The organism is Nocardia sp. NPDC059195 (genome assembly GCF_042754695.1).
Taxonomy (GTDB): domain Bacteria; phylum Actinomycetota; class Actinomycetes; order Mycobacteriales; family Mycobacteriaceae; genus Nocardia.
Genome location: NZ_JBHZBG010000003.1, coordinates 18,880 through 43,983, shown reverse-complemented (window position 1 = coordinate 43,983; position 25,104 = coordinate 18,880). Strand labels below are relative to the sequence as shown.

The window sequence follows — 25,104 nt, the reverse complement described above, 5'->3', positions numbered from 1 at the left end:
GGCATCGCTTGGATCACCAGGGCGAAGGCCGGTAGTCCTTCAGGAAGCAGCCGTACAGGTCGACGCCGTCCTCGCCCTGCACGATCGGGTCGTAGACGCGGGCGGCGCCGTCGACGAGATCGAGGGGCGCGTGGAAGCCCTCTTCGGCGAGGCGGACCTTCGTGAAGTGCGGGCGTTCATCGGTGATCCAGCCGGTGTCGACGGCGGTCATCAGGATCGAGTCGGCCTCGAACATCTCGAGCGCGCTGGTACGGGTGAGCATGTTCAGCGCGGCCTTGGCCATATTCGTGTGCGGGTGCCCCGGGCCCTTGTAGCCGCGGCCGAACTGGCCTTCCATCGCCGAGACATTGACCACGTACTTGCGCCTGCCCGCCGCGGCGGCCAGCGCCGGACGCAACCGCGACACCAGGATGAACGGCGCGACCGAGTTGCACAGCTGCACCTCGAGCAGTTCGGTGGCCTCCACCTCGCCGACCGTCTGCACCCAGCTGTTGGTGTGCGCGAGATCGGGGACGAGGCCGCCTGCGTCGATGGCAACGCCCGCCGCGATCCGTTCCGGGGTGGCCGAGCCCGCGACCAGCGCGAGTTCGGCGACATCGGTGGCCGACAGCGACGGCGTGAGCGAGGCGGTGAGCGCGGTCGGGTGCGCCTGCATGGTCTTGCCGAAGGTGACCATTTCCGGCAGGACGCCCGCGGGGAGCGGGGCAGTCTCGGCGTCGACCAGAGCGCTGTAGGCGCCGGCCGAGCGGCGCACGGTCTGGGCGGCGTTGTTGATCAGGATGTCGAGGGGGCCCTGTGCGGCGACGTCGTCGGCCAGTGCCACGACCTGCGCGGGGTCACGCAGGTCGATGCCGACGACGCGCAGCCGGTGCAGCCAGTCGGCGCTGTCCTCCATGGCGGCGAAGCGGCGGATCGCGTCGTTGGGGAAGCGGGTGGTGATGGTGGTGTGCGCGCCGTCGCGCAGCAGGCGCAACGCGATGTACATGCCGATCTTGGCGCGGCCACCGGTGAGCAGGGCGCGCTTGCCGGTCAGGTCGGTGCGGGCGTCGCGCCTGGTATGGCTCGCGGCCGCGCAGTCGGGGCACAGCTGGTGGTAGAACGCGTCGACCTGGGTGTATTTCTGCTTGCAGATGTAGCAGGGTCGCGCCTTGAGCAGGGTGCCCGCGCTCGCACCGGAGGTGGTCGAGCTGATCGGGATGCCCGCGGTCTCGTCATCGATCCGCTGTGGGGAGCCGGTCGCGGTCGCGGCGATGACCGCGCGGTCGTTCGAGGAGATCTGCTCCCTGGCCTCGATGCGACGGCGGTGCTTGAGTTTCTTGAACATGTGCCCGACGGCGCGCTGCACGGCGATGGAATCGGGGTGTTCCTTCTCCAACTGCCCGGCGCGTTCCAGTACCCGCAAACAGGTCGCCAACTCATCCGGATCGATCATGTTCTCGGTCATCGGGGAGTGCGACATTCCTTCGTGCGGGAGCGGTGGACGACATCTATTGTCGCATTGGCCGCGCGAGCGACCCGCTGGGTATCGTGATGGGCCGTTGCCGCAACCGCGCGACGACGATTCGAACCCGACGGAGCAGCCCGATTTCCCCGCTGGAGACCGACACCGCAGACGCGCCGCGCAGGCGCAGGCTCGAACCCGACGAGCGACGCGCGCAGATCCTGGCCTGTGCCATCGACATGTTCGGTGAGCGGCCCTACGCGGCGGTGTCGACTGCGGAACTAGCCCAGCGAGCGGGGGTGGCGCGTGGCCTGATCAACCACTACTTCGGCAACAAGCGCGACCTGTATCTGGCGGTGGTGCGTCGCATGGTGACCCTGCCGCGTCAGGACAAGGTCTCCATTCCCGACGGCACGCCGGGCGAGCGGGTCGACGCGATCGTGAGTTGGCTGCTCGACACCATCGCCGAGCACGGCACCACCTGGGTGAAGGTCACCAGCCACGAGGGCGTCGGTGACGACCCCGAGGTGCAGCAGATCCTCGACCAGGCCGACGATGCCGCCGCCGAACGCATGCTGGTGATGATCGGACGCCCCGATCTGGCAGACAATGCACCCTTGCGCGCACTGGTACTGGCCTACGCGGGCCTGGTGAAAGTCGCCGGGCGCGAATGGATCACCCGCGGCACGCTCAACCGGGCACAGATCCATCAACTGCTGGCCGACACCTTGCTCACGATCATCACCCAGACGATCCCCCACGTTGTCGGCACCGAGCCGACAACGCGACATCGCTAGGAATCGAGCGCGCGCCGCGGGCGTGGCATCGCGACCGCGGCGCTGTATCGCTGTGGTCCGGCATGGCCGGGTGCGTGGCCGGTGCGGCCCAGCGCCTGTTCGATCTTCTGCTCGCGGTGATGTTCGAACATCAGCGCCGCGACGCCGCCGCCGAGGAAGAACACCGTCGCTATCCCGGCCAGCACGGCCCACCCGGTGTGCTCGGTGCCCGCTGCGACGAGAGTGCAGGCGAGCCCGACCACCCCGATCGCGCACATGATGATGCCGGGAACGTTGTAATCGTCGGCCAGCAGATCGCCGGCTTGGGCATGCCAGGTTCGGTCTGCCGAAGGCGTGCTGTCGGACATGAGTCCTCCTCGCGAGCTCAGGAGTGCGCGCAGTGGTGCACTTGATGACCAGCATGAACCTGTTCCTTCTGAGGAGGCAAAGGTGTTAGCCGGTTCGTTACCAGGCGGGTTACCGCGGAATCACACGTTATGTCACTGTGACCCTATTTTGCGTTTGAGCTGTCCTACCGGGCTCTGAGTCCTTATTCTCGTCGCGTAACCCGGCGTCGCACCGGTTTCGTTGTGCGCCCGGGGAGATCGGAGAGGGAACCCGGGGTTGATGGCACGGTACGAGGAATGGGACGACGACCCCGAGCAGGAGTCCGACGATCGGCGTTGGAACGGCCAGCGCTGGCCGCAGGTGTCATCGGACGGTTCGGGCGGTGGTGGCCGCGGTGACCAGCCGCGCGTGAATCCGTACGCGATGGTGGCGCTCGCCGCCGCGTTGGTGGTGCTGTTCCCGATCGCGATCGTGTTCGGGCTGCTGTCGTTCGGGCATCCGCGTGGGCGGGGGATCGCGATGTTGGCGTTACTGCTCGGCATCTCCGAAGCGGCGATCGCGATCGCGATCGGGCTCGCGGTGTTCGGCGGGCTGGATGTGTCCGTTCCGACGCTGGCCCAGTCGGCAGCGACGACACCCTCGCCGGTGTCGGTGACTTCCCACGGCGTGCCGACGGTGACCGAAGCCGCGCCGACGACTGAGGCCGCCCCAGTGACGAGTCCCGCGGAGAAGGGCAGCGTCGTCGAGAAGGGCACGCAGTGTGCCGCGGAGAAGGCCGGTCTGCTCGGTGTGGCCGCAGACGGTGCAACGTTGCTGTGTCTGCGCGGACCGGGTGGTCACACCTGGTCAGGGCCGTTCCGGGTGTCGGGGTCGTACTACAGCGCGGGGGCGAAATGCGATCCCTCGGTGGATAAGTCGGGGCGCACCTCCGACAACCACGCGCTCGTGTGCGAGGGCAAGGGCAGCGCCGCGGTCTGGTCGCCCTGGACCACCGAGTAGATCTGGAGTTCAGTCCTTCTTGGCCCGGCTCGGTTGCACGCGCGGTGGCTCGTTCGGCATCTTCGGATACTGCGGTGGCCACGGTGCGTCCATCAGCCCCGCCGCCATGTCGCGCTCCGACATTTCCAGCAGTGGTTCGATCGACTGCGGTGCCCGGTTCGCCCACGGATCACCCGACTCGGCGAGGCGCGCGGGCACGGTCGCGAGGGTGAGTTCGTCGGGGACGACGGTGTCGAGTTCGGCCCAGGTGATCGGTGTCGACACCTGGCCGCCGACCTTCGGCCGCACCGACCAGGCACCGAACACGGTCTTGTGCGGCGCGTTCTGATTGAAATCGATGAACACCCGCGAGCCGCGCTCCTCTTTCCACCACTGCGCGGTGATCTCCTCGGGGTGCCTGCGTTCCAGTTCCCTGGCCAGCGCCACCGCGGCCGCCCGCACCTCGTAGCCGTCCCACCGGGGCTCCAGTGCCGCGTAGATGTGCAGGCCACGCGAACCCGAGGTCTTGATGGACGAGTCGATGCCGAGTTCAGCCAGCAGCTCGCGGGTACGCACCGCAGCGCGGCGCAGATCGTCGAATCCGATGCCGGGCGAGGGATCGAGGTCGATCCGCAGTTCGTCGGCGATCCGCAGATCGGGAACGTGATTGGGCCACACGTGGAAGCCGAGGCAGCCCTGATTCACCGCCCACAGAATATGCGCGAGATCGTGGGCGACCAGCGCGTCGCTGGTGGTGCCGTTCGGGGTGGACACCTCGACGGTCTGCAACCAGTCCGGCGCCGACTTCGGTACCCGCTTCTGGAACCACGATTTGCCCGACGCACCGTCGGGATAGCGTTCCAGCAGCAGTGGACGCCCACCGATCACGCCGAGCAGCGGGTCGGCGACGGCCCGGTAGTAGTTGACCAGGTCGAGCTTCGTCTCGCCGCGTTTGGTGAAGTAGATCTTGTCGGGATTGCTGATCGTCAGCGCACGGCCGTCGACGTCGAGTTCCACCGCGGTGCTCATCGGCCGCCTCCGAAGATCGCGTCGAGCTCGGCGGGTGCCACTTCGTCGAGTTGGGCGTAGGTGCACGAATCCGGGGTGCGGTCGGCCCGGAACCGGGCCAGCCGCCCGCCGTGGCGGAACCGCCCCGACTGCACGTGCTCGTAGCGCACTTCGGCGACCAACTCGGGCCGCAACGGCTCCCACGACAGGTCCTTGCCGCCGCTCCATCGACTCACCCCGCCCGGCATCTTGCCGTCGGCGTTCGCCTGCGCGGCGGCGTCGGCCCAGTTGCGCCACGGATGGTCGTCGAGCGCGTTCTCGCGTAACGGCGCCAGCTCGCCGAGCAGTTCGCGGCGCCGGGCGGCGGTGAAACTCGACGCCACCCCGACATGATTCAGATTGCCCTCGTCGTCGAACAGCCCGAGCAGCAGCGAACCGACACCCTCGCCGTCCTTGTGCATCCGGTATCCGGCGACCACGCAGTCGGCGGTGCGTTCGTGCTTGATCTTGAGCATCACGCGCTTGTCCTGCAGGTAGGCCAGCTCGTCGGACTTGGCCATCACACCGTCGAAGCCCGCTCCTTCGAACCGGGTGAACCAGTCCTGAGCCACGTCGGGATCCTGGGTGATCGGCGTGAGGTGGATGCGGCCGGGCGCGGCGTCGAGCAACGATTCGAGCTCGCGGCGCCGCAGCGCGAACGGTTCGGTGGTGAGATCGCGATCGCCGAGGGCGAGCAGATCGAAGGCGACGAAACTGGCCGGTGTCTCCACCGCGAGCTTGTTCACCCGCGAGGCCGCCGGATGCAACCGCTGCTGCAAGGTATCGAAATCGAGGCCCTGCTCGGTGACCACCACGATCTCACCGTCGACGACACAGCGTTGCGGCAGCGCCGCTTTCAGCAGCTCGGCCAACTCGGGGAAATAGCGGGTGAGCGGGCGATCGTTGCGGGAACCGAGTTCGATCTCGTCACCGTCGCGGAACACGATGCAGCGGAAGCCGTCCCATTTCGGCTCATAGCGCAGCCCTCGTTCGCGCGGTAGCGACGGCGTCGACTTGGCCAGCATGGGGCGCACTGGCGGCATCACCGGTAGATCCATCCGATCCTCCTCGCGGGTCTGTACACCCGTGTCGACGATGCGAACACGCCCGATTCATCGGTGTGTGAGGCGATCGTAGGACGGGGCACCGACACGTGCGCGGACATCGGGTGCGCGCCTGTCGCGCTCAGCGGTCCGCGAGCGTCAGCTGTCGAGCCAGCCGTGCTCGTCGGCGAAGGTGGTGAACCGGTCGCGGATGGTGATGATCTCGGCGGCGGTGAGCGCCGGGGAGGCCTCCAGCAGCAGTTCGGTGATCTGCTGACGCAGTTCGTCGGGACCCAGCCGGTCGCCGTTCTTACGCGTCTTCGGGGCCGCGGGGGCCTGGCCGACCCCGGTCAGATTGATCGCTTTGGGGCCCCGGTCACCTTCGGTCACATCGAATTCGAACAGGCGACCCTGACGGAGCTCGTCCTCGTCGAGGCCGATGTCGTTGACGTGGACGAATACATCGGGCCCGCCGTCGTCGGGCCGAATGAACCCGAAACCCCGTGAACCGTCGAACGACACCAATTTCCCGATGGACACCAACAACTCCTCGCTCCGCTTCCCGTCGCTACTCTAACGCGGCTTTTGGGCGATTTCGCCCGGAAAGTGGATAGTGGGCGAAATCTTCGGATTCGCGATGCGGACGGTCGACCGAGCATGGTCACGATCTGGCAACTGTGTGTTCACATCGGGTCATTAGCGTTCCTCACCTGTCGGAACGGTGTGGAGGTTGTAGACGCGTGCTCGACCCCGGTGTGGGGATGAGATCGGGGGGATTCGATGTCGGTCGCGGCGTTCTGTCGGCGACGGCCCGCACCGGGAGTGCCCCAGCGTATCTGCGGCCCTCCATGCCACCGGCGCTCGGCCCGCGACCGTGTCCGGCATATGTGCCGCTCGCGCCCGCTCAGGAGCGGATATGGCATGCCGCGCGGCTCGGCCGGTCCGCGGACTGGAATGTCGCGCGGGCCATGCGCTTGCGCGGCGCGGCGGTCGATGTGGCGGCACTGCGTGGGGCGCTGAAACTCCTTGTCGCGCGGCATGATCCGCTGCGAACCCGCTATCCGGTGACCGAGCTCGGCCCGGCTCAGCAGGTGGTCGACCCCGGCGATGTCGTCCTCGATGTGGCCGAATGTGAGGTCGCGGAAGCCGAACTCGCTTCCGCGGTCGCCGCACTGGCCGGGCAGCCCTTCGACCTCACCCGGGATCTGCCGGTGCGGGCGCGGCTGTTCGTGCTCGGCCCTGGCGATGTGGTCCTGGCCCTTGTCGTGCACCACATCTCGGTCGACGGCCGCTCGATGGGACCGCTGATCCGCGACCTGGTCACCGCCTACCTGGCCTGTCGCGCCGGCACCTCCCCGCAGTGGCCGCCGCTGCCGATCAGCTACATCGACTACACCCTGTGGAAGCACGAGCAGCTCGGCGAGTTCACCGACGAGTGGAGCCGGGCGACCCATCAGCTGCGGTACTGGGCCAATGCGCTGGCGGGCCGTCCCGCCCTGCTCGACCTGCCCGGCCGCGACCAGCCCGTGGCGCCGATCGACCCGGTCGCCGGTGCGCTGCTGCCGATCTCGTTCGACGCCGCGACCCACGCCGGGCTGCTGCGGGTGGCGCAGGACGGGCGGGCGAGTCTGTTCATGGTGGTGCAGGCCGCGTTCGCCCTCACTGTGGGCGCCTTCGCGCGAAGCGCCGATGTCACTGTCGCCACGGCGGTTTCGGGTCGCGATCACCGTCTGCTCGATGATCTCGTCGGCAACTTCTCCGATGATGTACTGATGCGAATCCGCCTCGACCGTGCGGGTGACGTCGGCGAGCTCATCGATCAGGTACGCCGCGTCGCGCTCGCCGCGTACGCCCACCCTGACACCCCCAACCCCCGCGTCAAGCGCTGTCTGCTGCAGGACGCCGCGCTCCCGCTGTTCCAGGCGACGCTCATTCTGCAGCGGGCGGCTGCACCGCGCACCACCACTGAACTGATACCGGCACGTGGACTTTCGATCACCGAGGTGCCGACCGGCGTGGTCAGGGCAAAGCATGATCTCGAGTTCGGGCTCACCGATCACTACGATCAGCTCGGCACGCCCGCCGGTATCGACGGGTCGTTCATCTATCCGATCGCCCGGTTCGACGAGGCGACCGCACAGCAGTTCGTCGCGCGCTTCCGTGCGGTCGTCGGACTGCTCGCCGATGGGTATCGCGGCCCGCTCGCGGCCCTGCTGGCGACCACCGGTCGCGGTCGTTCGCTGAGCACCGTCCGCCGGGCGACCAGGGCGCTCGTCTGATCAGCCGCCGCGCTCCATGGCGTATCCGGCGTCGCGCCACGCGACAATGCCGCCCGCGAGGCTGAACGCCTCATAGCCCGCGCGGTGGGCGAGTGCGGCGAAGCGCAGCGAGGTTTCCCCGACGGGGCACACGAACACCACCGGCCGTGACCGTGGAAACGGCACGCCCTGGGTGAGCATTTCGTCGAGTTGGTCGTCGCGGATGTTGAGCGCGCCGGGGACATGCCCGACTCGGTAGGCCATCGCGCCACGGGTATCGACGACAGTGGGTCTGCCGGTGCGGTCGAGTTCGGCCAGCGCGGCGGGCGAGAGCGTCGGCGCGGTGTCGTCGGGGCTCGGCGGCGGCGGTCCGGTGGGCTTGCCGAACAGGTCCGGCCTGCGTTTGGCGAAATAGGACAGATACGGTTCGATCCGGTCGCACACGATCAATACGGCGACGAGTGGTCTGTCGTCGGGTCGCGGTGCCGCTGCCAGGGCGCGAAGGGCGGCGAAATAGCCTGCGCCGCTGGTCGGCCCCGCGAGGATGCCGTAGCCGCGAACCAGGTCGAGGGTCGCGGCGATGGCAGCGGCGGAGTCGACGGTGACGATCTCGTCGTAGAAATCCGGCTGGAACAGGCCGACCTCCCACATCTCGCGCTCGGAGCGGATACCGGGAATGAAGTCGAAACGGTCCGACACCACCCCGATGGTGCGCAGCCCGGGATGGTGGGCGAGCAGTGCGGTCGCGGTGCCGCGGGTGGAGCCGGTGGTGCCGAGGCCGCCGATCAGATAGTCGAGATGGCCGATGCCCGCGTCCGCGAGGTCGGTGGCGATCTCGGTACCGGTGCCGTCGTGGTGGGCCGCGATATTGCGCTCGTTCGTGTATTGCGAGGGGTGATACCAGCGGCCATCGGCCTGGCTGATGGTCTGTTCGATGACGGCCGAAACATCGTCGGCCGCATGGGGATCGGGGCATTCGGACAGGCCGGGAAGTTCCACGATCTCGGTGCCGAGCAGTTGCAGCAGTTGGCGGACCTCGCCCACCCTGATCCGGTTGGTGACCGCGCGCAGCGGGATGCCGTGCAGTGCGCCGAGTACCCGCAGGGCTTTGGCGGTGTTGCCGCTCGACGCCTCGATGAACGACTGTCCGCCCTCGGTGATGCGCTCGAGATCGTCGCGAATCATCGCCCAGGCGACGCGGTCCTTCACCGAACCGAAAGGGTTGTGCGACTCCAGTTTCGCGTACAGGTCGACATCGGGTAACCCGTGGACGGCGGGGTCCAGGCGCAGCAGGGGAGTGTTGCCGATCAGCTCGGTGATGTGGGTGTAGACCATCACCGGTCCCCGGGGCGATAGTCGGCATCGGGGCAGAGTGTGAACCGTCCCTCGCGATGCAGCACAGCGACTTTCGCCGGAACCGGGTGCATGCTGGCCTGCGCGGCCGACAGATCCATGTGGTAGGCGGCGGTATTGGCGAACACCACCGGATCGCCCGGCGACGGCAACCGCGCGAGGCGCACCTGCCGCTGGGTGACCAGGTCGCGCTCGAGGCACAGGTGCCCGGCGAAATACACCCCGACAGGCCGGGATTCGACTTCTTCGGTCAGCACGATCGGATCGATGAGCACCTCCTGGTCGGCGGCGGTGACGGTGTCGCGGCTGAGATCCAGATGTACCAGCGTCGCGCCGTTGCCCGCCTGTTTGACGAATTCGACTTGCGCCACGGTGATTCCGGCGTGGTCGACCAGCGCTTTGCCCGGCTCGAGCCAGAGGTCGAGGAGGTTGTCGGTGAGCACCGTCCCCAGCGCCCGTCCACCGTGTCCGGGCAGCGGAGCAGCGAGTAGTTCGGCGAGGATATCGGCGGCGGGTGCGGTATTGGCGTACTTGTGGAACACCGGTCCGCCGTGCACCATTCCGTCGGCGAGGTGGTAGCCGAAAGTGTTGTTGCCCCAGTGCATCGCGGGTCCACGCCCGAGCAGACCTGCCCGCAGTACGTGGTCGTAGGCGTCGTAACCCGCGGCGTCGGTGGTGAAGACCTGGCGCAGGCCGCCGCCGATATCGAGCACGGTCGGCGCGAGACCGTGCGCGTAGGCGCGTTCGATCAGTTCGAGACAGTCGCCGACAGCGTTGACCCGTTCGGTGGTGGCGGCGGTATCGAGGTGGAAGGCGAACCCGAGCAGCCGCAGCCGATCGCGGTGCGCCACCAGTAGGTCCAGCGCTGTCGCGACATCGGCGAGATCGATGCCGAACCGGCTCGGCGAGCTACCGGAGAATCCCGAAACACGCAGCAACACCGGCACTGTCGGCTCCGGCGGGGCCAGCTCGGCCAGGGCCGCGAGTTCCCAGAGATTGTCTACATTGACCGTCACCCCCGCCGTCAGTGCGGCTCGCAGCATCGCGGCGCCTTTGGGTCCGGTCACCTCGATCCGGTCGGCGGGGAATCCGGCAGACAACGCCGAACACAGTTCTCGCGCGGACGCGACATCGACGGCGATTCCCGCGTGCGCGGCGGTATGGGCGAACGCCGCCGAGCGATTCACCTTGTGCGCGTAGCAGATTCGATGCCGGAAAGACCCGGCGTCGAGCGCGGTCCGCAGCGCTACGAGGTTGGCGGTGAAGACCTGTGGGAACACCAGATGCAGGGGGGAGCCGTAGTGGCGCAGCGCCGCACGCACGCCGTCGCGATCGGTGAGAAACGCGGCGACGAGCGGATGCAGCGCGGCGGGAACGGCGGGCGGGATCATCCCACCGACGCGCCGGGCACCTGCGCCGGCACATCGTCGACCGGGTTGTAGCCGCCGTCGCGCAACGCCTCGAACACGCGCGACCTGTTGCGCGGGCTCCGGATCCGGGCGATCACCCGCTTGGATTCCAGATCGATGTCGACGAGGGGGATATCCATCGACTCGAGCAGCGCGGTGATCGTGCGGACGCAATGCCGGCAGCTCATATCGGGGACGTAGAAGACACCGTCGTCGCCTGCCGGGTCGGTTCCGGGTCGTTCCTCGGTCAGGTCCTCGACCACCTCCACCGAGCCCGCCAGCGCGGCGAACATCTCGACGAACCGGTCTGCCACGGTAGCGAGCACGTGCACGCCCACACCGTCGATGTCGTGCTGAGTCGCCGCGAGGCAGGTGGGCCGGGTGTCGGCCGGGAGCAGCGCGTATTGCCGGGAGATCAGGTCGAGGTCGTCGTGGTACTTCGCGACGGCCGCCTCGGTATCGAGGCCTTCCTCGGTGGTCGCGCGCAGCATCACCGCGTGCGCGTCGGCGATGGTGGCGTCCTTCATCGCGCGCAGGACGGCGATCGAATCGGCGGTGTAGCGCACGGACCCATCGGGTTGGGTGGCCAATCGCACCGGGATCATCCCGCGCCGGAAGGTCGACGCCTGCAACTCCCAGAACCAGCGGGTCGCGACGGCGGTGAAGATGCCGGAATCATGGATTCCCCTGGCGAATTCGATGACTCCGCGATACGGGGTGTCGGCGGCGATCAGTCCGTGCTGGACCAGCGCGCGTCCCGTTGCCTCGATCCCGACCCGGAAGATCTCGTGCGGATCGTGATCGGTGGTGGTCGCGGAAAGGACGCCGTGATCGCGGGCGGGCAGCGCCTCGGCCCGCGCCGGCAGACCGGATGCCGACAGCGAATGCCACAGTGCGAGCACGGTTTCCCGCGCGATCACCGCGAGTTCAGGACCTGAGCCCGCGGTGTGGAAGTAGCCGGTGTTGGGAATGCCCGCGCTGTCGGTCCAGGTGAGGCGGTGGGTCGCGCTGGTCACCTGGTCGGGGCGGCAGGGTCGCATGAACCGTTCCAGGTACATCCGCTGGGACTGCGTCAGCGCGGCGCCGGTCTCGGGTGGTAATGCGCGGGTACGGAAGGCGATTCGAACCGGAGGCGGTGGTTCGGTGGAGGCGAAGAGTCCAGGGGCGGCCAATCGGGCCAATACCCGGGACGCGGCGCGGCGATCGTAGTGCTGCACGGTGGGTGTACCCATCGTTCCTCCTCGGCGTCGGGGGCATCGGGACAGGTCGGGTCAGCGCCCGTGCCCGGCGATGCCGGACACACAGGCGACGAATCGGTCGATCTCGTCGAGGGTGTTGTAGAGGTGGGTGCTCACCCGCACCGACGCGTTCCCGGCATCGGCCGAGGGCACACAGTGCGCCCCGGTGCGCACCAGGAATCCGGCATCGGCCAATACGAACCCGAGGTCGGCCGCGCTGAGCGTGTCGAGGGTGAACGAGACGATTCCGTAGCCGACGGCGCACGCGGCGTGCGCGGGCCCGGGGAGGAAATCGAGCCCGGGGACCTCGCGCAGGCCATCGACCAGCCGCAGGGTGAGCACCCGGTTGTGCTCGGCGACAGCGAACCGATCGAGTTCGTCCAATAGGTCGAAAGCCGGTGCCAGGGACAGGATCCCGGGAATATTGTGGGTGCCGCCCTCGAGCAGTTCGGGCATTCCGGTGCCGACGAGACCGGCATCGGTGATCGTGACCCCGGAATGCCCGCCGGGCAGGAACGGCCGCAGTCTGTCGTGCACCCGGCGATGGCAGTACAGCAGGCCGGTGCCGGGCGCGCCGAACATCTTGTGCCCCGCGAAGACCGCGAAATCGGCGCGTAGCGCGGTCACGTCGACCGGCAGGTGCCCACCACTCTGCGAGCAGTCCAAGCACAGCAGGATCTCGGGGTCGATCCGGCCGTGCAATTCCTCGAGGGTGGTGAGCCCGCCGTACACGTGATGCAGGTGGCTGGTGGTGATCAGTCGGGTGCGCGGCCCGACCTGCGCGAGGATGTCATCGATGTCGGCTTCGCCGGTCGCGGTACTGCGATAGGGCCGCAACACGATTCGGCGGCCGAACCGGGCGAGGGTGTCGCGCAGGTGATGCCACGGCAGCACATTGGCGGCGTGATCGGCGGGGTTGTAGACGATCTCGTCGCCGTCGTTCAACTCGGCCAGGCCCCAGCTGTGCGCGATCGCGCCGAGCGCGGCGGTGGCTCCGCTGGTGAACACGATCTCGTCGCCGTGCTGCGCGCCGAGGAAACCGGCCGCTCGGGTACGGACGGCGGCGATCCGCGCCGACAGCGAGGTGGCCCAGCCGTAGGTGCCGCGGCCCGCGTTGGCGGTGTGCTCGCGGTGGTAGTCGGTGACGGCCGCGATGACGGTGTCGGGCTTCTGTGTCGTCGCGGCGCTGTCCAGATAGACCACCGCGGGATCGGCCAGGGCAGGGAACCGCGCGCGGATCGAGGCGGGCACCGGGGTGGGCGCGTGCCGGATCACCGAGGCGGCGGCGAGCTCGGGCCGGGCGGGGTGCACCTGCTCAACGATACGCACGTTTCTGGTACGGCTCGCGAAGAATTCTCAGGCGCAAGGCTTTTCGGCACCGCGGGGTGGCGTCGGGCTCAGTAGTTGCCCTGGAGGTACTCGACGAGGTGTTCCCGCTCGGCGGCCAGTTCGGTGATCTCGCTCTTCACCACGTCACCGATGCTGACAATGCCGATGAGCCGGTCGGAGTCCACCACCGGCATGTGCCGGATCCGGTGCTCGGTCATCACATCTCGCAGTGAGGACACGTCTTCATCGGCCCCGCAGGTGCGAACCCGGGCGGTCATGATGTCGGTGACCGGCCGATCCAGCAGTGCGGCACCGTTGGCATGCAGATGACGCACCACATCGCGTTCGGAGACGATGCCCGCGATCGCCGAGCCATCGGGGGAGACGACCACCGCGCCGATATTGTGTTCGGCCAGCGCCGCCAGTAGCTCACGCACCGTGGTCTGGGGTGGCACCGTCGTGACCGCCGTGCCCTTGTTGCGCAGGATCTCCGCTATCCGCATACGCGCACCACCTGTCCGAATCGATACCTCGCCCACCAGCATGACCTGTCGGAACCGGCCTGACCAGCACGAAGACGTTACGACCGCACTATTCGTCGTCCAGCCCCGCGGACAGGTACGCGGCGGCGGCCAACCACTGACGGCACTGCGGACCGTGGATGTCGTGTTGACGCAGCATCTCGCGCGCCTGACGGTAGGTGAGCCCGTTCGGCTCGTCGCTACACGCCGTGGGCGGTGCGATCGCGGCACCGAGGTGGCGCTGAAACGGACTACTCATCGAAGTCCCCTCCCATCCGGCGACGAAAGGTCTGTCCGGCTGATGGAGCCGACGAACCTCCCGGTGATCTTGCGCCCTGAGTCTACGGGCGGGTCGTTTTCGAATGCAAGCACATCTGCACGTTCGTTGTGGCCGTGTCGGGCCGCGATGGGGTTGTGGCGCTTACGAATTCAGGGGGCTGGACGACTCGGTCGAAGCGTCCCCCCGGTCATGACGTCGGGTAAGTACCGACCGGTGCGCGGTGGTGTTTCGCGTGTTAATGTCCCCATCGCGCAACGCAGATGCAAGAACGTTTGTGCGTGCATCTGCAATTTTCGTACCGATGGGCATCATTCGAGAAGGAGGAGTGCGGTATGTCCGGAATGCAGCATGATCAGCGTGAACGCCCGGGAGCCGGCGCGTGGCGTAAGAGCACCTACAGCAACCCCAGCGGCAACTGCGTCGAGGTCGCTGAAGCCGCCGACGGTTCGGTCGCCGTGCGCAACTCGCGCGACCCGCAGGGCTCGGTGATCTTCTACACCCGGCCCGAGATCGACGCGTTCATCCGCGGCGCGAAGGCCGGAGAGTTCGACTACCTCACTGGGTAATCGGTAGCATCTGGGTTCATGACGGCTGAACCCGACGAGATCGGTCGCGTGCAACCTGTTGTCGACCGCGGCCCTACCGTGTTGCGTATCGCGCTCGGTGGCCAGTTGCGCAAGCTACGCGAGGGCAAAGGCATCACCCGCGAGGCCGCCGGTGACGCGATTCGCGGTTCGCACGCCAAGATCAGCCGACTCGAGCTGGGCCGCACCGGCTTCAAGGAACGCGACATCCGGGATCTGCTCACGCTCTACGGTGTGCACGACCCCATGGAGCGCACCGCGTTCTTCGAATTGGCCAGGCAGGCCAGCGAACCCGGCTGGTGGCATCGCTACAGCGATCTGTTGCCGTCGTGGTTCAGCACCTACCTCGGGCTCGAGCAGGCCGCCAGCCAGATCCGCACCTATGAGGCCCAGTTGGTGCCCGGCCTGCTGCAAACGCCGGACTACACCAGGGCCATCGTCGGCCTCGGTTTCGACGACGCCGAAACCGAGCGCCGGGTCCAGGTGCGTCAGCTACGCCAGGACGTCCTGCATCGGATGGATCCGCCGGTGGTGTGGGCGGTGATCGATGAGGCCGTGCTGCACCGCCCGATCGGTGGTCGCGAGGTGCACAAGGCACAGCTGCGTTACCTGGCCGAACTGTCGGAGCTGCCGAACGTGACCGTGCAGGTGCTGCCGTACGCGGCGGGCGGGCACGCGGCGGCGGGCAGCTCGTTCAGCATTCTGCGCTTCGGTGAGCCGGAACTGCCCGACATCGTCTACCTCGAGCAACTCACCAGCGCGCTCTATCTCGAGCGTCGCCAGGACCTCGCGATGTATCTGTCGGTGATGGATCAGCTCAGCGTCCAGGCCGAGCGGCCGGATCGCTCCCGCGAGATCTTGCTGTCCTACGCCGAGCGGGATTGACGCCGGAGCGGGATCAGCAACGCCAGAACCCGATCGGGCTGCTCAGTAGGTGGCGCAGTCGATCGTCGTGGTACCGATTCGGTGTTCAGTACCGGATACAGCCGGCGGCGATGCGCCAGAAGGTATCCGGGGTCAGCGTCTGTAGATCCCAGTCGTCGGCGAGTTCGTGCGCGGTGGTCACGATCCGGTCGATATCGAAATCGTTGCGGGTCGCCGCGCCGGTGGATTCCACGGCATCGATGACGAAGGCGACCGCGCTTTCCCTTGACCATCGTGCGGTGCCGGGGTGGGTGGTCGCCGCGCGATCGGCGAGGCCGTATCGGCCCTTGGTGTTGTTCATGTGAATGCCCCTGTGCTACTCAGGCAGTGGCAAACCCAAGGCAATCCTGGCCCCGGGTGTGCCGCTCGCGGCCTCCCCTGATATCCCCTGAATTGTGTTGCGGCCCTGAGTTTAGGACGGAGACACTTTCAGATGCAAGCACATCTGCACGATCGATTCCGTCTCGATGCGGCGCATTTCCCCGCTTCTGAGCGGCGAATCCGGGGTCGCGGCACCGCCCTCGCCATGGGCGGTGCTCGAATAGTGGCGTGACCGGCGGTTCGCGGTGTTCATCGGGTGACGACACAGTGGCCGGGGTGGGCGGAAATCGTGGCAGGCGGGCGAAATTTCCTGCGATAGTTAATTTCTGGTTATCAAATGGCCGCGACGGCTGACTCGATCGGCAGCGATCCGGATACCAGCTCGAGTGTGCGTCGAAAAGTGTTGTCCGCGAACAAGATCGACGCGAGCGTCGCGGCGACATCGGCGCGCGGCACCGAATCGCGCGGAATCGGCGGCGGTCCGAGCGTGATCAGACCGTTGCCTGCGGTGTCGGTGAGCATGCCGGGACGCAGGATCGTCCAGTCCAGATCGCGTGTCCGCAGATCCGCTTCCGCGCGGGTCTTGGCGTCGATATAGGCGGCCCACACCTCGTCGGTGCCCGGTGCGGGCGGGCTGCCTGCGCCCATCGTCGAAATCTGCACGAACCGCGCGACGCCGGTCTGCGCGGCGGCGTCGGCCAGCTGCACCGAACCGTTGAGGTCGACCGTGTATTTGCGGGCCACGCCGCTGCCTGCGCCTGCACCTGCGGCGAATACCACCGCATCCGAACCGGCGACCGCGGCCGCGAGGTCGGCGGGGGTGTCGCGCTCCATGTCGTAGATGACCGGGACGCCGCCGGTCGCGGCGATATCGGCAGCCTGACCGGGCTCTCGAATGAGCGCGTGGACGTGGTCACCGCGCCGGGTCAGCAATGGGGCGAGCAGTAAGGCGATCTTGCCGTGTCCACCGGCGATGACGATGCGCATGGGGTGCTCCTATCAGCGTTCGGGGCCGCCAGGATTGCAGTTCGCCGCCACCGTGGCCTGATAGCCGACGTCGGGGCGCCACGGTTCGAGATTCCAGCTCGGTTTGTCGGGCGCCACCATCCTCGCCCACACCCAGTGGCAAAGGAACTGGTCGCGCATGCCCGGCGCGTCGGCATCGGGGTCGAGGGCGCGTACTTCCTGCCAGGCCAGCTCGTCGGTGCCGGGTGCGGCCGTCTTGCGGCCCGCCTGGGTGGGGAAGACGAGCAGGCGGGGGCCGTCGACGTTCTCGGTCCAGGTCACGTGATCGATGAGGGGCAGGCCCGCGTAGGGGTCGACTGTGGTGGTGGGCGGTGCGATGGTGGCGGGCACTCTCTTGGTGGTGGTGGTGGTCGGGGCGGTGGACGTGGCGGTGACATCCGGGGTGTCGGCCGAGCCGCAGCCGGTGAGGACGGCCGCCGCGGCAAGTGCGAGTACGAACTGCCACCGTGTCACGAACGCCCCTTCTGTCACCGCGGGCCGACGAACGCCCGCCGTGCCAGCCTAGTGCGGTCGACGAGTTGGTGCCGCGATCGTCAGTGCCACAGGGACCGGCACGGCAACCGGCGCAGGCCGGGGCCGACGTGGCCGTCGACGGTGACCAGCAGACCGGAATGCACGGCCGCCGAGGTGAACTCCCATGCCTCGGCCTGGGTCGCCGCGTATTCGAGCACCAGTGCGTCCTCGGGGGTCGGGCCGTCGAAGTAGACCGTGATCCGCCGGGTCGGTATCTCGTTCGGGTCGATGCGGGCGATGTTCTCGTCGGTGGGAATAATGGCGTGCTCCTTTCGCCCCGGCACTGGTGAGCGCCTTCCTACTCGACGGTAGGTGTTGCACCGTCGAGAGGAACACGTTCCGATTTCGCTTGGAGATCTCACAAACCACCTGTCGCCGCGGCGGTGCGCCCGCATATCGGCGTACGTGCTGCCTCCGGTCACAACACGCACCAGGTGAGGTTGTGAGCTCCGCTGATGTTCGCGGCGACCCGTCGACGAGGAGCCACGGTACCGGCGAGGATCGCTCTCGACAGCAGCGACACGGGAGGGACAGCCGCATGATCTGGGTTGCCGGGGCACGACACACTGGGGCGCGCCGAACACTACTGGTCTGCGTGGTGGCAGCGGTGCTCACCGTGGTCTCCGCGGGGGCGGGCCACACCACGCCGCTGTACCCGAGTGCGGACCCCGACCCCTTCTACAGCCAGCCGACCGGCCTCGACGATCACCAGCCCGGAGACGTGCTCGACGTGCGGCCGATGCCGCCGCTGGCCATGTTCCCCGACACCACGATCACCCTGATCCAGTTCCGCTCCACCAACTCGGCGGGCGACCCGATCGCCGCCACGACAACGGTGCTACAGCCGAACAACCACCGCGCCGATGCCCCCGTGCTGTCCTACCAGCACATCATCAACGGCCTCGGCACGCGGTGCTCGGTCTCCAAAGTCCTCTACACCGACGATCCCGACCTCATGGTGCGCGAGGCGGTGGCCTGGAACTACGCGCTCCAGCGCGGCTGGACGATGGCCGTGCCCGATCACCTCGGGCCGAATTTCGCGTATGGCGCCGCGAAATTGGGCGGTCAGGTGACCCTCGACGGCATCCGTGCGGTGCGCCGGGTCGAGCAGCTGCGGGTCGGCGGTAGCCGGGTCGCGATGGCCGGGTACTCCGGTGGTGGCATGGCGACGGCGTGGGCGGCGGCACTGCAGCCCGAGTACGCGCCCGAGCTGGCGATCGCGGGTGCGGCGATGGGTGGGGTGCCGATGAACCTGGTGTCGATGCTGGAGGGGCTCGGCTTCGGCTCGCATCCGGTGTTCGGACTCGCGCTGGCGGCGGGGATCGGGCTGGAACGTGAATACCCGCAACGGTTTCCGATCAGTGATCAGATGAATGCCAGTGGCCTGGCCGCCCGTGCGTCGATCCGCGACGCCTGCACCAACGACATCCTCGGGGCGGGCGCGGGGCGCGGCATCCTGGACTTCGCGGCCACCACCTCGCTGGTGGCGGATCCGCAAGCGCGCGCCGTGGTGGAGGAGAACAGCCTCGAGCTGTATCCCGGCGTGCCGACAATGCCTGTCTTCGAATGGCATTCGCCGATCGATGGCCTCATTCCGGTCGACGCGATCACCTCGACCACGCATCGGTGGTGTGCCGCGGGCGCCAGGGTGGTCAGCCTGCAGACACCGACCCCGGACCATCTGAGCGCGGCTGTGCTCGGACTGCCTACCGCGCTGAGTTGGCTCGATGCCCGGTTGCGGGGAGAGCCGGCGCCCAGCACCTGCTGAGTCCGGTGTCGATCGACCCGAATCCGCTCGCCCCCGATGCGGATCCGGGTCGATTCGTCGCGCGATGGGGCGATTCTTGTTGCGATACAGCGGCATTGCGCACACGAGTCGGGCACAACGCCGAGGTCGCGTAGCGGCGCCACGTAGCGTGATTGCTCTGACGACGGCGCGGTGGGGGAGTTTCGGCGGGGGCCGAAGCACCGCATGGTGGCACGTCATCGACGAATCCGTTGCCACCCGAAGGCGTGTGTGCCATGAGATCTGTTCGAGTACTTGTCTGTTCGATGCTGCTGCTCTTCTCGTTCGCGGCGGGCACTGCCGCCGCCGATCCGCCGCCGACCCAGGAATTCCCGGTGCCACAGGTGGGGACACCCGGTTTCCTGCCTGATCTGCAGCGCTGGATCGACCGGGTCCTTCCCTCGCCGATCCAGCCGAACGCCGCTGATCCGGCCGCCGAGCTCGCGGCGCTGCACGCGGCGGTACTGCCGTCGGCGGTCGGTGATCCGATCTTCGACCAGTGGCCCGCCGGGCTGGACGAGCTGTCGCCCGGCGATCTGATCGAAACCCGCGACGTCACCGCGACCGCGGCCTGGTTGACCCTGGTGCCCATCCGCTCGGCGACGCTGCTGAAATTCCGCACCGACGACGCGCACGGCAGGCCGTCCTACGCCACCGCGACCCTGATCGTGCCCGCCACCGAGTGGACCGGGCCGGGAGACCGCCCCGTGCTGGTGAACAACCTGCCGATCGACGCGCTCGGCCGCAAATGCACCCCGGGTTACTCACTGGCGCACGGCCTGACAACACAGTCGAGTGCGACGGAATTCATTCCGCCGACCACCCAGCTGGCGGTACTGCGCGGATACGCGGTCCTGGTGCCCGACCACGAAGGCCCGTGGATGGCCTATGCCGAACCGTATGTCGCCGGGCACGCGGTGCTCGACTCGATCAGGGCGCTGCGCGGTCTCGACCCGGTGTCCTACGGCGAGAGCCGCTTCGCGATGACCGGCTATTCCGGCGGCGCCATCGCTACCCACGGTGCGGCCAAGCTGATCGATTCCTACGCTCCGGAACTGGCCGGCGCGATCGTCGGCGCGGCACTCGGCGGCGTACCGGCCGACTTCGAAATCCTGTCGCGCAGCATGAATGCCAATCTCGCATCCGGAATATTTATGGCCGCGACCTTCGCGATCGGCCGGGAACGACCCGAAATCCTCGCCGCGATGAACAATCTCGGGCGCTGGGTGACGACCTCGATTATGAAAGATACGTGCGCCAGTGTGTTCGCGGTGCCCGGAATCTTGCATCTGCCGATCGATGTCGGCGCCAATATCGCCGACCCGCTGCGTTCGGAACTGGCCACCGATATCTACGAGATCACCCGGATGGAAGGCCTGCGCTCGGCTACTCCGCTCTACATCTACAACGGTGACCAGGAATTCTGGATCCCCGCCGAGGGCGCGCGCAATCTCTATGCCGAGCAGTGCGAACTCGGTGCCAGCGCGGTGTATCGCGGTGTGCTCGGTGAACACATCATCGGTGCGGCGACCGGCTATCCGGAGGCGATGTTGTGGCTCGACGAGCGACTCCTCGGGGTTCCCGCGCGCAGCGAATGCTGAATATTTTCCTGTGCCCCGTCATGGCCGTTTTCGAGAGGGCGTGGTGACCTGCCCAGACCGCACGTGACAATCGTCTCGTAAGGAATTCTGCGGCTTATGTTTTGGGCGGTTTCGACAAGCCATTCGTTCTCCCGGCAGGAAAAGGGCGGCGAATATTCGAATCGCACAGGAAGACAAGTCACCACATGAAATCTCCCAGTCGCAGGCGCACGCTGCACACGGCGGTATTCGCCGGAGTCGGCGCCCTTTCCATGGTGCTCACCGGGCCGGGGGCGAGCGCGGCTCCCGCCGCGTCGCCGACCGAGCAGGATCTCGCCGACATCGTCTCCGAAGGTCGTCAGGTCGCCGGGTCCGGTTCGGCCTGCACCTCCGGCAGCGGTGCCGGGTCCGGTAACGGGTCCGGTGACTGCTACGGCGGTTCGGGTTCCAGCTCGGGTTCCTCGGGCGGCTATTCCTCCGATCCAGGCGCATACGGACCGGAGTCGACGGCGTTCCTCGCCGCGTTCGCCTACGGCCTCGGCAACCCCGACGCTGCCGCACCAGGGACGAACGACTGGACCTGCAAGCCGACCGCAGAGCATCCTCGCCCGGTCGTGCTGCTGCACGGCACCTGGATGAACGCCTACAACGGTTACGCCTACATGGGCCAGCCGATCAAGGACGCCGGCTACTGCACGTTCACGTTCAACTTCGGTCGCTCCAACATGATGGAGGGTGGCGGTCTCGGTTCGTTCCTGCCCGGTGTGATGGGTACCGGCTACATCGAGGACTCGGCCAAGCAGACCGCGACGTTCGTCGATCGGGTGCTCGCGGCCACCGGTGCTGACGAGGTCGACATCATCGCCCACTCGCAAGGCGGGTCGATGGCGAACCACTACACCAAGTTCGAGGGCGGCGCCGCCAAGGTGAACAAGCTGATCACCTTCGGTGCCACCCACCACGGCACCAGCCTCGACGGTATCGGCGCGCTGGGTCGCATGATCAACAACCTGGGTATCGACATCCTGGGCCCGATCGAGATCTTCGTCGGGCACGCGGGTATCCAGCAGACCATCGGCTCGGATTTCGTCAACAACCTCAACGCGGGCGGTGACACTGTCGCCGGCGTCGACTACACCGTGGTCGGTACCCGGTATGACGAGGTCACCAACCCCTATGACCTGACCTTCCTGAAGGCGGGCCCGGGGGCGCGGGTCGACAACATCACCCTGCAGGACGGCTGCGAGCAGGACATCTCCGATCACCTCACGATGATGTACTCGCCGCGTGCCCTGTCGATCGCGTTGCGTGCGCTCGACCCGGTGCAGAACCCGCAACTGACCTGCGCGTTCAACCCGTGGCTCGTCGGTGGCGGCGGCTCGATCTGACCCGCTCACGCTGACGACGACGAAGGCGCTGTCCACATCGTGCGGACAGCGCCTTCGTCGTGTTCGGGGTCAGGCGGGGACGGAACGGTAGCTGCGGGCGACGAGTGCCGAACGCAAGTACCACAGCCCCGAAGGCTGGGTGGGGTCGAAACCGGTGAGCTGACCGATCCGCTTGAGCCGGTAGTCGACGGTGTTGGTGTGCACGTGCAGCACGCGAGCGGTGCGCTGGCGGTTGAGGTTGTTGGCGATATGGCGCTGCAGGGTTTCGAGCAGCTCGGGGTACTGATCCAGTGGATCCAGTAGCGAGCCGAGGAATTCGCGGCCGGGGCCGGGGCGGGTGAGCTGGTATTCCAGGGCCAGCTCGTCGAAGCGGTACAGACCCGAGGTCACGTCGAGCCGCTGCACCATGTCGAGCAGTTCGTGGGCCTGGTCGGCGGCGTCGGGGACGCCGGTGGTGCTCGTTTCGACCATCGCGGCGGTGATGCCGACCTGTGCGGCCTGGGAGAGCTGGGCGACCAGCGCGGTCAGGCCCTCGCGGTCGAAGGTATCGGCCGGGATCAATACGGTCCCGCCGTCGACACTGAGCAGCGACAGCGCCGAGTCGCCGCAGCGTTTGGCCAGTTCGGCCTGCACCCGGCGCAACTTGCGGCGGGCGACGACCTTCGCATCCAGCGCCGGGTTGGCTTCCTCGCGGTGCTGCGGGATCGCCAGGGCGAAGACCGCGTAGGTCTCGGCGATCGTGATGCCGCATTCGCGGGCCATCGTCGAGGTGCTGTGGCCGCCGAGCAGGGCGGAGGTGAGGGTGTGTACGGCGGTGTGGTGTTCGCTGACCACGCCGCGGAGCTCGCGCACATAGGCCAGCGAGATCTGCGCGGTGATGGTGTCGAGCAGTTCCATCACGACCTTGACGCCGTCGATGAGGTTGTCGAAATCCTTCCCCGACGCGCTCGATACGACCAGGTCGAGGCCGATTTTGAAGCCCTCGGAGATCGAGTGGTGAATCGTGTCGATGGGCACGCCCTCCCGTGCCCACGCGCCCGCGGCGTCCTGCAGGCGCTGCAACTTGCTGGGAATATCGCGCCCGTCGAGCATGCCGACGGCGAATTCCAGGCAGATCCGGGTGATCGTGGTGACATCCCCGGAAATGGCGTCGCCCGGCAGCGTCCCGCAGGGCGCGACGGTAGCGACGAAATGGCCGACCATTTGCCGCGACAGTGTGCGAACGTCCTTGAGTGGCAACGACATCGGCTTGCCCGAGACGGTCAGCGACGGTCGGGGTGGATTGTGGACGGACATCTGTGTTCCCTTCGCCTGTTGCGGCTGTACCCCCCGCTGTCCAGCGAACCCCACCCTAACCAACTGCCGAGGAAACCGGAATGGAACGTCAGGTTCTGGGTAGGGGGCCCACGGTAGCGGACCCCTGTAGTGACCGCTCACAAGTCTGGTTCTTCGCTATCAGTGGTTGTAGAGTTCAGCGCCATGCGACCTGCCGTCCGTTGTCTGGTCTGGGAACTGGACGAGACCCTGTGGGAGGGTGTCGTCCACGACGAGACCGGCACCACGCCGCGCCCACCGGCACTGCGCACGCTGACGAAACTGAGCGAGCGCGGTGTGCTGCATGCTGTCGCCGCGCGCGGTGACCGGGGCGCGACCCTGCGCACGCTGTACCGCCACGGTGTGTACGAGATGTTCTCGGCGGTCGAGGTCGGCTGGGGCCGCAAGTCGGCCTCGATCGTCCGGATCGCGGGCACGCTCGGCCTCGGCCTGGACGCACTCGCGTTCGTAGACGCCGAGCCGATCGAACGTGCCGAGGTCTCGCGCGCGCTGCCGATGGTGCGCTGCTACGCCGCCCGCAACGTCGAGATGCTCCCGCTGCTGCCCGATTTCCGGCATGACCTGCGTTCCGGCCCCGTCCCGACCCCGCCGTTGGGATTCGCCCGCGTCCCCGCCTTCTGACCGGGACGAATGCGGGATCCGGTCATCTCGCGGCCCTGTTCACGGCAGTTCTGGCGGCAACGACAGGGTGAACGCGGCCACACGCTCCGGCGAGGCGACGACGTCGTAAGCCGTGATCCGCCCGCCGCGCACCGTGAATGTCACCGCGAACACCGGGCCGCCCGCTCCCGCCACTACCAGACCGGGCGTGCCGTCGATGAGCACGAGCACCGCGTCCCGCGACCGGTGCCGCAGCGCGAGGGCCCCGTCTGCCACGGCGCGTGCCCCACGCACGATGACGGCCATTCCGGGCGAGAGCGCCGCCGGGTCGGCGGTGCGCACCACATCCGGTGCGAGCACCGCCAGTAACCCGCCGAGATCGCCCCCGCGGGCAGCCCGCACAAAGGCCGTCACCGCGGCCTGATGTGCGACCAGTTCCGTCGGTTCGATCCGGGCGGGCGCGTGCACACGCAATCGCGCGCGACTGGCGAGCTTCTTGGTGGTGGCGGGCGTGCGTCCGAGCATCGGCGCGATTTCGGCGAACGGCACGGCGAACAGGTCGTGCAGAACGAAGGCGACCCGTTCCTCGGGGCTGAGCGCGTCGAGAACGACGAGCAGCGCCCGTCCGACCGAATCCGCCAGCAGCGCTTCGGCTTCGGGATCGATGCCCGCGCCGGTCGCCGCCCGATCGGGAGTGTCCGGGACCACGGCGCGGCGGGTACGGCTGCGCAGCATATCGAGGCAGATCCGCGACACCACTGTGGTGAGCCAGCCGTCGAGATCGGCGATCTCGGTGTCGGTTCCGGCCAAACGCAACCATGCCTCCTGGACCGCGTCCTCGGCCTCGGCACCGGCACCCAGCATCCGAAAGGCGACGCCACGCAGGCGATCGCGCCGTTGTTCGAACGCGCCTGCCGACGCTGCCGGCCGATCCGCGCGCATCGGTCACCTTTCGCTCACGCCGTTCGTCTATCGAATGGGCGGCACACGCTGTCCCGTCACGGCGGCTGCCTCCACGATGGCAGA

Annotated in this window: 26 protein-coding genes; 9 read left to right on the top strand and 17 right to left on the bottom strand. The window is 67.7% G+C overall.

Features of this window, described 5'->3' with window-relative positions:
• Positions 1-13 precede the first annotated feature (13 nt).
• The gene (locus ACFXKN_RS05005; RefSeq protein ID WP_378949900.1) at positions 14-1,444 is read right to left on the bottom strand and encodes an SDR family NAD(P)-dependent oxidoreductase; all 1,431 of its coding nucleotides are present in this window, start codon (positions 1,442-1,444) and stop codon (positions 14-16) included.
• Positions 1,445-1,527: 83 nt separating this feature from the next.
• Here ACFXKN_RS05005 and ACFXKN_RS05000 point away from each other — a divergent pair, with 83 nt between their 5' ends.
• Entirely contained in the window at positions 1,528-2,238 is a 711-nt protein-coding gene (locus tag ACFXKN_RS05000; protein ID WP_379432641.1) for a TetR/AcrR family transcriptional regulator, read from the top strand.
• Here ACFXKN_RS05000 and ACFXKN_RS04995 read toward each other — a convergent pair.
• The gene (locus ACFXKN_RS04995; RefSeq protein ID WP_378949897.1) at positions 2,235-2,585 is read right to left on the bottom strand and encodes a hypothetical protein; all 351 of its coding nucleotides are present in this window, start codon (positions 2,583-2,585) and stop codon (positions 2,235-2,237) included. The two genes, ACFXKN_RS05000 and ACFXKN_RS04995, sit on opposite strands and share 4 nt — an antisense overlap.
• 259 nt (positions 2,586-2,844) lie before the next feature.
• Here ACFXKN_RS04995 and ACFXKN_RS04990 point away from each other — a divergent pair, with 259 nt between their 5' ends.
• Positions 2,845-3,564, top strand: a complete 720-nt coding sequence (locus ACFXKN_RS04990; RefSeq protein ID WP_379432453.1) for a hypothetical protein — start codon at positions 2,845-2,847, stop codon at positions 3,562-3,564.
• A 9-nt stretch (positions 3,565-3,573) separates the two neighbouring features.
• On the opposite strand, the gene ligD is transcribed toward ACFXKN_RS04990, so the two are convergent.
• From ligD to ACFXKN_RS04975, 3 genes are all read right to left on the bottom strand, one after another.
• Complete coding sequence (gene ligD, locus ACFXKN_RS04985; protein ID WP_378949893.1) at positions 3,574-4,572, bottom strand: non-homologous end-joining DNA ligase; 999 nt, start codon at positions 4,570-4,572, stop codon at positions 3,574-3,576.
• The gene (locus ACFXKN_RS04980; protein ID WP_379432452.1) at positions 4,569-5,648 is read right to left on the bottom strand and encodes an ATP-dependent DNA ligase; all 1,080 of its coding nucleotides are present in this window, start codon (positions 5,646-5,648) and stop codon (positions 4,569-4,571) included. Before ACFXKN_RS04980 ends, ligD begins: the two co-directional genes overlap by 4 nt.
• A gap of 144 nt (positions 5,649-5,792) precedes the next feature.
• Entirely contained in the window at positions 5,793-6,179 is a 387-nt protein-coding gene (locus tag ACFXKN_RS04975) for a cold shock domain-containing protein (RefSeq protein ID WP_378949889.1), read from the bottom strand.
• A 215-nt stretch (positions 6,180-6,394) separates the two neighbouring features.
• Between ACFXKN_RS04975 and ACFXKN_RS04970 the strand changes: the two genes are divergently transcribed.
• A complete protein-coding gene (locus ACFXKN_RS04970; protein ID WP_379432451.1) occupies positions 6,395-7,912 on the top strand; it encodes a condensation domain-containing protein in 1,518 nt (505 codons plus the stop codon).
• On the opposite strand, the gene ACFXKN_RS04965 is transcribed toward ACFXKN_RS04970, so the two are convergent.
• The 6 genes from ACFXKN_RS04965 to ACFXKN_RS04940 all read right to left on the bottom strand — a co-directional run bounded on the left by ACFXKN_RS04965 (position 7,913) and on the right by ACFXKN_RS04940 (position 14,000).
• Entirely contained in the window at positions 7,913-9,226 is a 1,314-nt protein-coding gene (locus tag ACFXKN_RS04965) for a pyridoxal-phosphate dependent enzyme (protein WP_379432450.1), read from the bottom strand. It lies immediately after the preceding gene.
• Positions 9,226-10,635 carry an alanine racemase gene (locus ACFXKN_RS04960; RefSeq protein WP_379432449.1) on the bottom strand — a complete coding sequence of 470 codons (1,410 nt, stop codon included), beginning with the start codon at positions 10,633-10,635 and terminating at the stop codon, positions 9,226-9,228. The genes ACFXKN_RS04965 and ACFXKN_RS04960 overlap by 1 nt, the downstream gene beginning before the upstream one ends.
• Positions 10,632-11,885, bottom strand: a complete 1,254-nt coding sequence (locus tag ACFXKN_RS04955; RefSeq protein ID WP_379432448.1) for a heavy-metal-associated domain-containing protein — start codon at positions 11,883-11,885, stop codon at positions 10,632-10,634. The genes ACFXKN_RS04960 and ACFXKN_RS04955 overlap by 4 nt, the downstream gene beginning before the upstream one ends.
• 39 nt (positions 11,886-11,924) lie before the next feature.
• Positions 11,925-13,220, bottom strand: a complete 1,296-nt coding sequence (locus ACFXKN_RS04950) for an aminotransferase class V-fold PLP-dependent enzyme (protein WP_379432447.1) — start codon at positions 13,218-13,220, stop codon at positions 11,925-11,927.
• A gap of 68 nt (positions 13,221-13,288) precedes the next feature.
• Entirely contained in the window at positions 13,289-13,723 is a 435-nt protein-coding gene (locus ACFXKN_RS04945) for a CBS domain-containing protein (protein WP_378949877.1), read from the bottom strand.
• An 88-nt stretch (positions 13,724-13,811) separates the two neighbouring features.
• A complete protein-coding gene (locus ACFXKN_RS04940; RefSeq protein WP_378949875.1) occupies positions 13,812-14,000 on the bottom strand; it encodes a hypothetical protein in 189 nt (62 codons plus the stop codon).
• 353 nt (positions 14,001-14,353) lie between these two features.
• On the opposite strand from ACFXKN_RS04940, the gene ACFXKN_RS04935 reads away from it, so the two are divergent.
• Entirely contained in the window at positions 14,354-14,587 is a 234-nt protein-coding gene (locus ACFXKN_RS04935; RefSeq protein WP_378928334.1) for a DUF397 domain-containing protein, read from the top strand.
• Positions 14,588-14,605: 18 nt separating this feature from the next.
• Positions 14,606-15,490: a helix-turn-helix domain-containing protein gene (locus ACFXKN_RS04930; RefSeq protein ID WP_379432446.1), complete on the top strand. Its 885-nt coding sequence runs from the start codon at positions 14,606-14,608 to the stop codon at positions 15,488-15,490.
• Positions 15,491-15,575: 85 nt separating this feature from the next.
• Here ACFXKN_RS04930 and ACFXKN_RS04925 read toward each other — a convergent pair whose 3' ends face one another.
• From ACFXKN_RS04925 to ACFXKN_RS04910, 4 genes are all read right to left on the bottom strand, one after another.
• The gene (locus tag ACFXKN_RS04925) at positions 15,576-15,830 is read right to left on the bottom strand and encodes a hypothetical protein (protein ID WP_378949870.1); all 255 of its coding nucleotides are present in this window, start codon (positions 15,828-15,830) and stop codon (positions 15,576-15,578) included.
• A gap of 353 nt (positions 15,831-16,183) precedes the next feature.
• On the bottom strand, positions 16,184-16,837 hold the full coding sequence (locus tag ACFXKN_RS04920) for an NAD(P)-binding oxidoreductase (protein ID WP_379432445.1): 654 nt from the start codon (positions 16,835-16,837) through the stop codon (positions 16,184-16,186).
• A 12-nt stretch (positions 16,838-16,849) separates the two neighbouring features.
• A complete protein-coding gene (locus ACFXKN_RS04915) occupies positions 16,850-17,329 on the bottom strand; it encodes a DUF2599 domain-containing protein (RefSeq protein ID WP_379432444.1) in 480 nt (159 codons plus the stop codon).
• Between the two features lie 80 nt (positions 17,330-17,409).
• Positions 17,410-17,673, bottom strand: coding sequence for a hypothetical protein (locus ACFXKN_RS04910; RefSeq protein WP_379432443.1), 264 nt, complete (start codon positions 17,671-17,673; stop codon positions 17,410-17,412).
• 254 nt (positions 17,674-17,927) lie between these two features.
• On the opposite strand from ACFXKN_RS04910, the gene ACFXKN_RS04905 reads away from it, so the two are divergent.
• The 3 genes from ACFXKN_RS04905 (at position 17,928) to ACFXKN_RS04895 (ending at position 22,143) form a co-directional block, all read left to right on the top strand.
• Positions 17,928-19,157 carry a lipase family protein gene (locus ACFXKN_RS04905; RefSeq protein ID WP_378949862.1) on the top strand — a complete coding sequence of 410 codons (1,230 nt, stop codon included), beginning with the start codon at positions 17,928-17,930 and terminating at the stop codon, positions 19,155-19,157.
• A gap of 254 nt (positions 19,158-19,411) precedes the next feature.
• Entirely contained in the window at positions 19,412-20,776 is a 1,365-nt protein-coding gene (locus tag ACFXKN_RS04900; RefSeq protein WP_378949860.1) for a lipase family protein, read from the top strand.
• A gap of 185 nt (positions 20,777-20,961) precedes the next feature.
• Positions 20,962-22,143: an esterase/lipase family protein gene (locus ACFXKN_RS04895; protein WP_378949858.1), complete on the top strand. Its 1,182-nt coding sequence runs from the start codon at positions 20,962-20,964 to the stop codon at positions 22,141-22,143.
• Positions 22,144-22,212: 69 nt separating this feature from the next.
• On the opposite strand, the gene ACFXKN_RS04890 is transcribed toward ACFXKN_RS04895, so the two are convergent.
• On the bottom strand, positions 22,213-23,439 hold the full coding sequence (locus ACFXKN_RS04890) for a PucR family transcriptional regulator (protein WP_378949856.1): 1,227 nt from the start codon (positions 23,437-23,439) through the stop codon (positions 22,213-22,215).
• A 183-nt stretch (positions 23,440-23,622) separates the two neighbouring features.
• Here ACFXKN_RS04890 and ACFXKN_RS04885 point away from each other — a divergent pair, with 183 nt between their 5' ends.
• Positions 23,623-24,099, top strand: coding sequence for an HAD-IIIC family phosphatase (locus ACFXKN_RS04885; protein WP_378949854.1), 477 nt, complete (start codon positions 23,623-23,625; stop codon positions 24,097-24,099).
• 39 nt (positions 24,100-24,138) lie between these two features.
• Here ACFXKN_RS04885 and ACFXKN_RS04880 read toward each other — a convergent pair whose 3' ends face one another.
• The gene (locus tag ACFXKN_RS04880; RefSeq protein ID WP_378949852.1) at positions 24,139-25,020 is read right to left on the bottom strand and encodes a sigma-70 family RNA polymerase sigma factor; all 882 of its coding nucleotides are present in this window, start codon (positions 25,018-25,020) and stop codon (positions 24,139-24,141) included.
• Positions 25,021-25,104 lie beyond the last annotated feature (84 nt).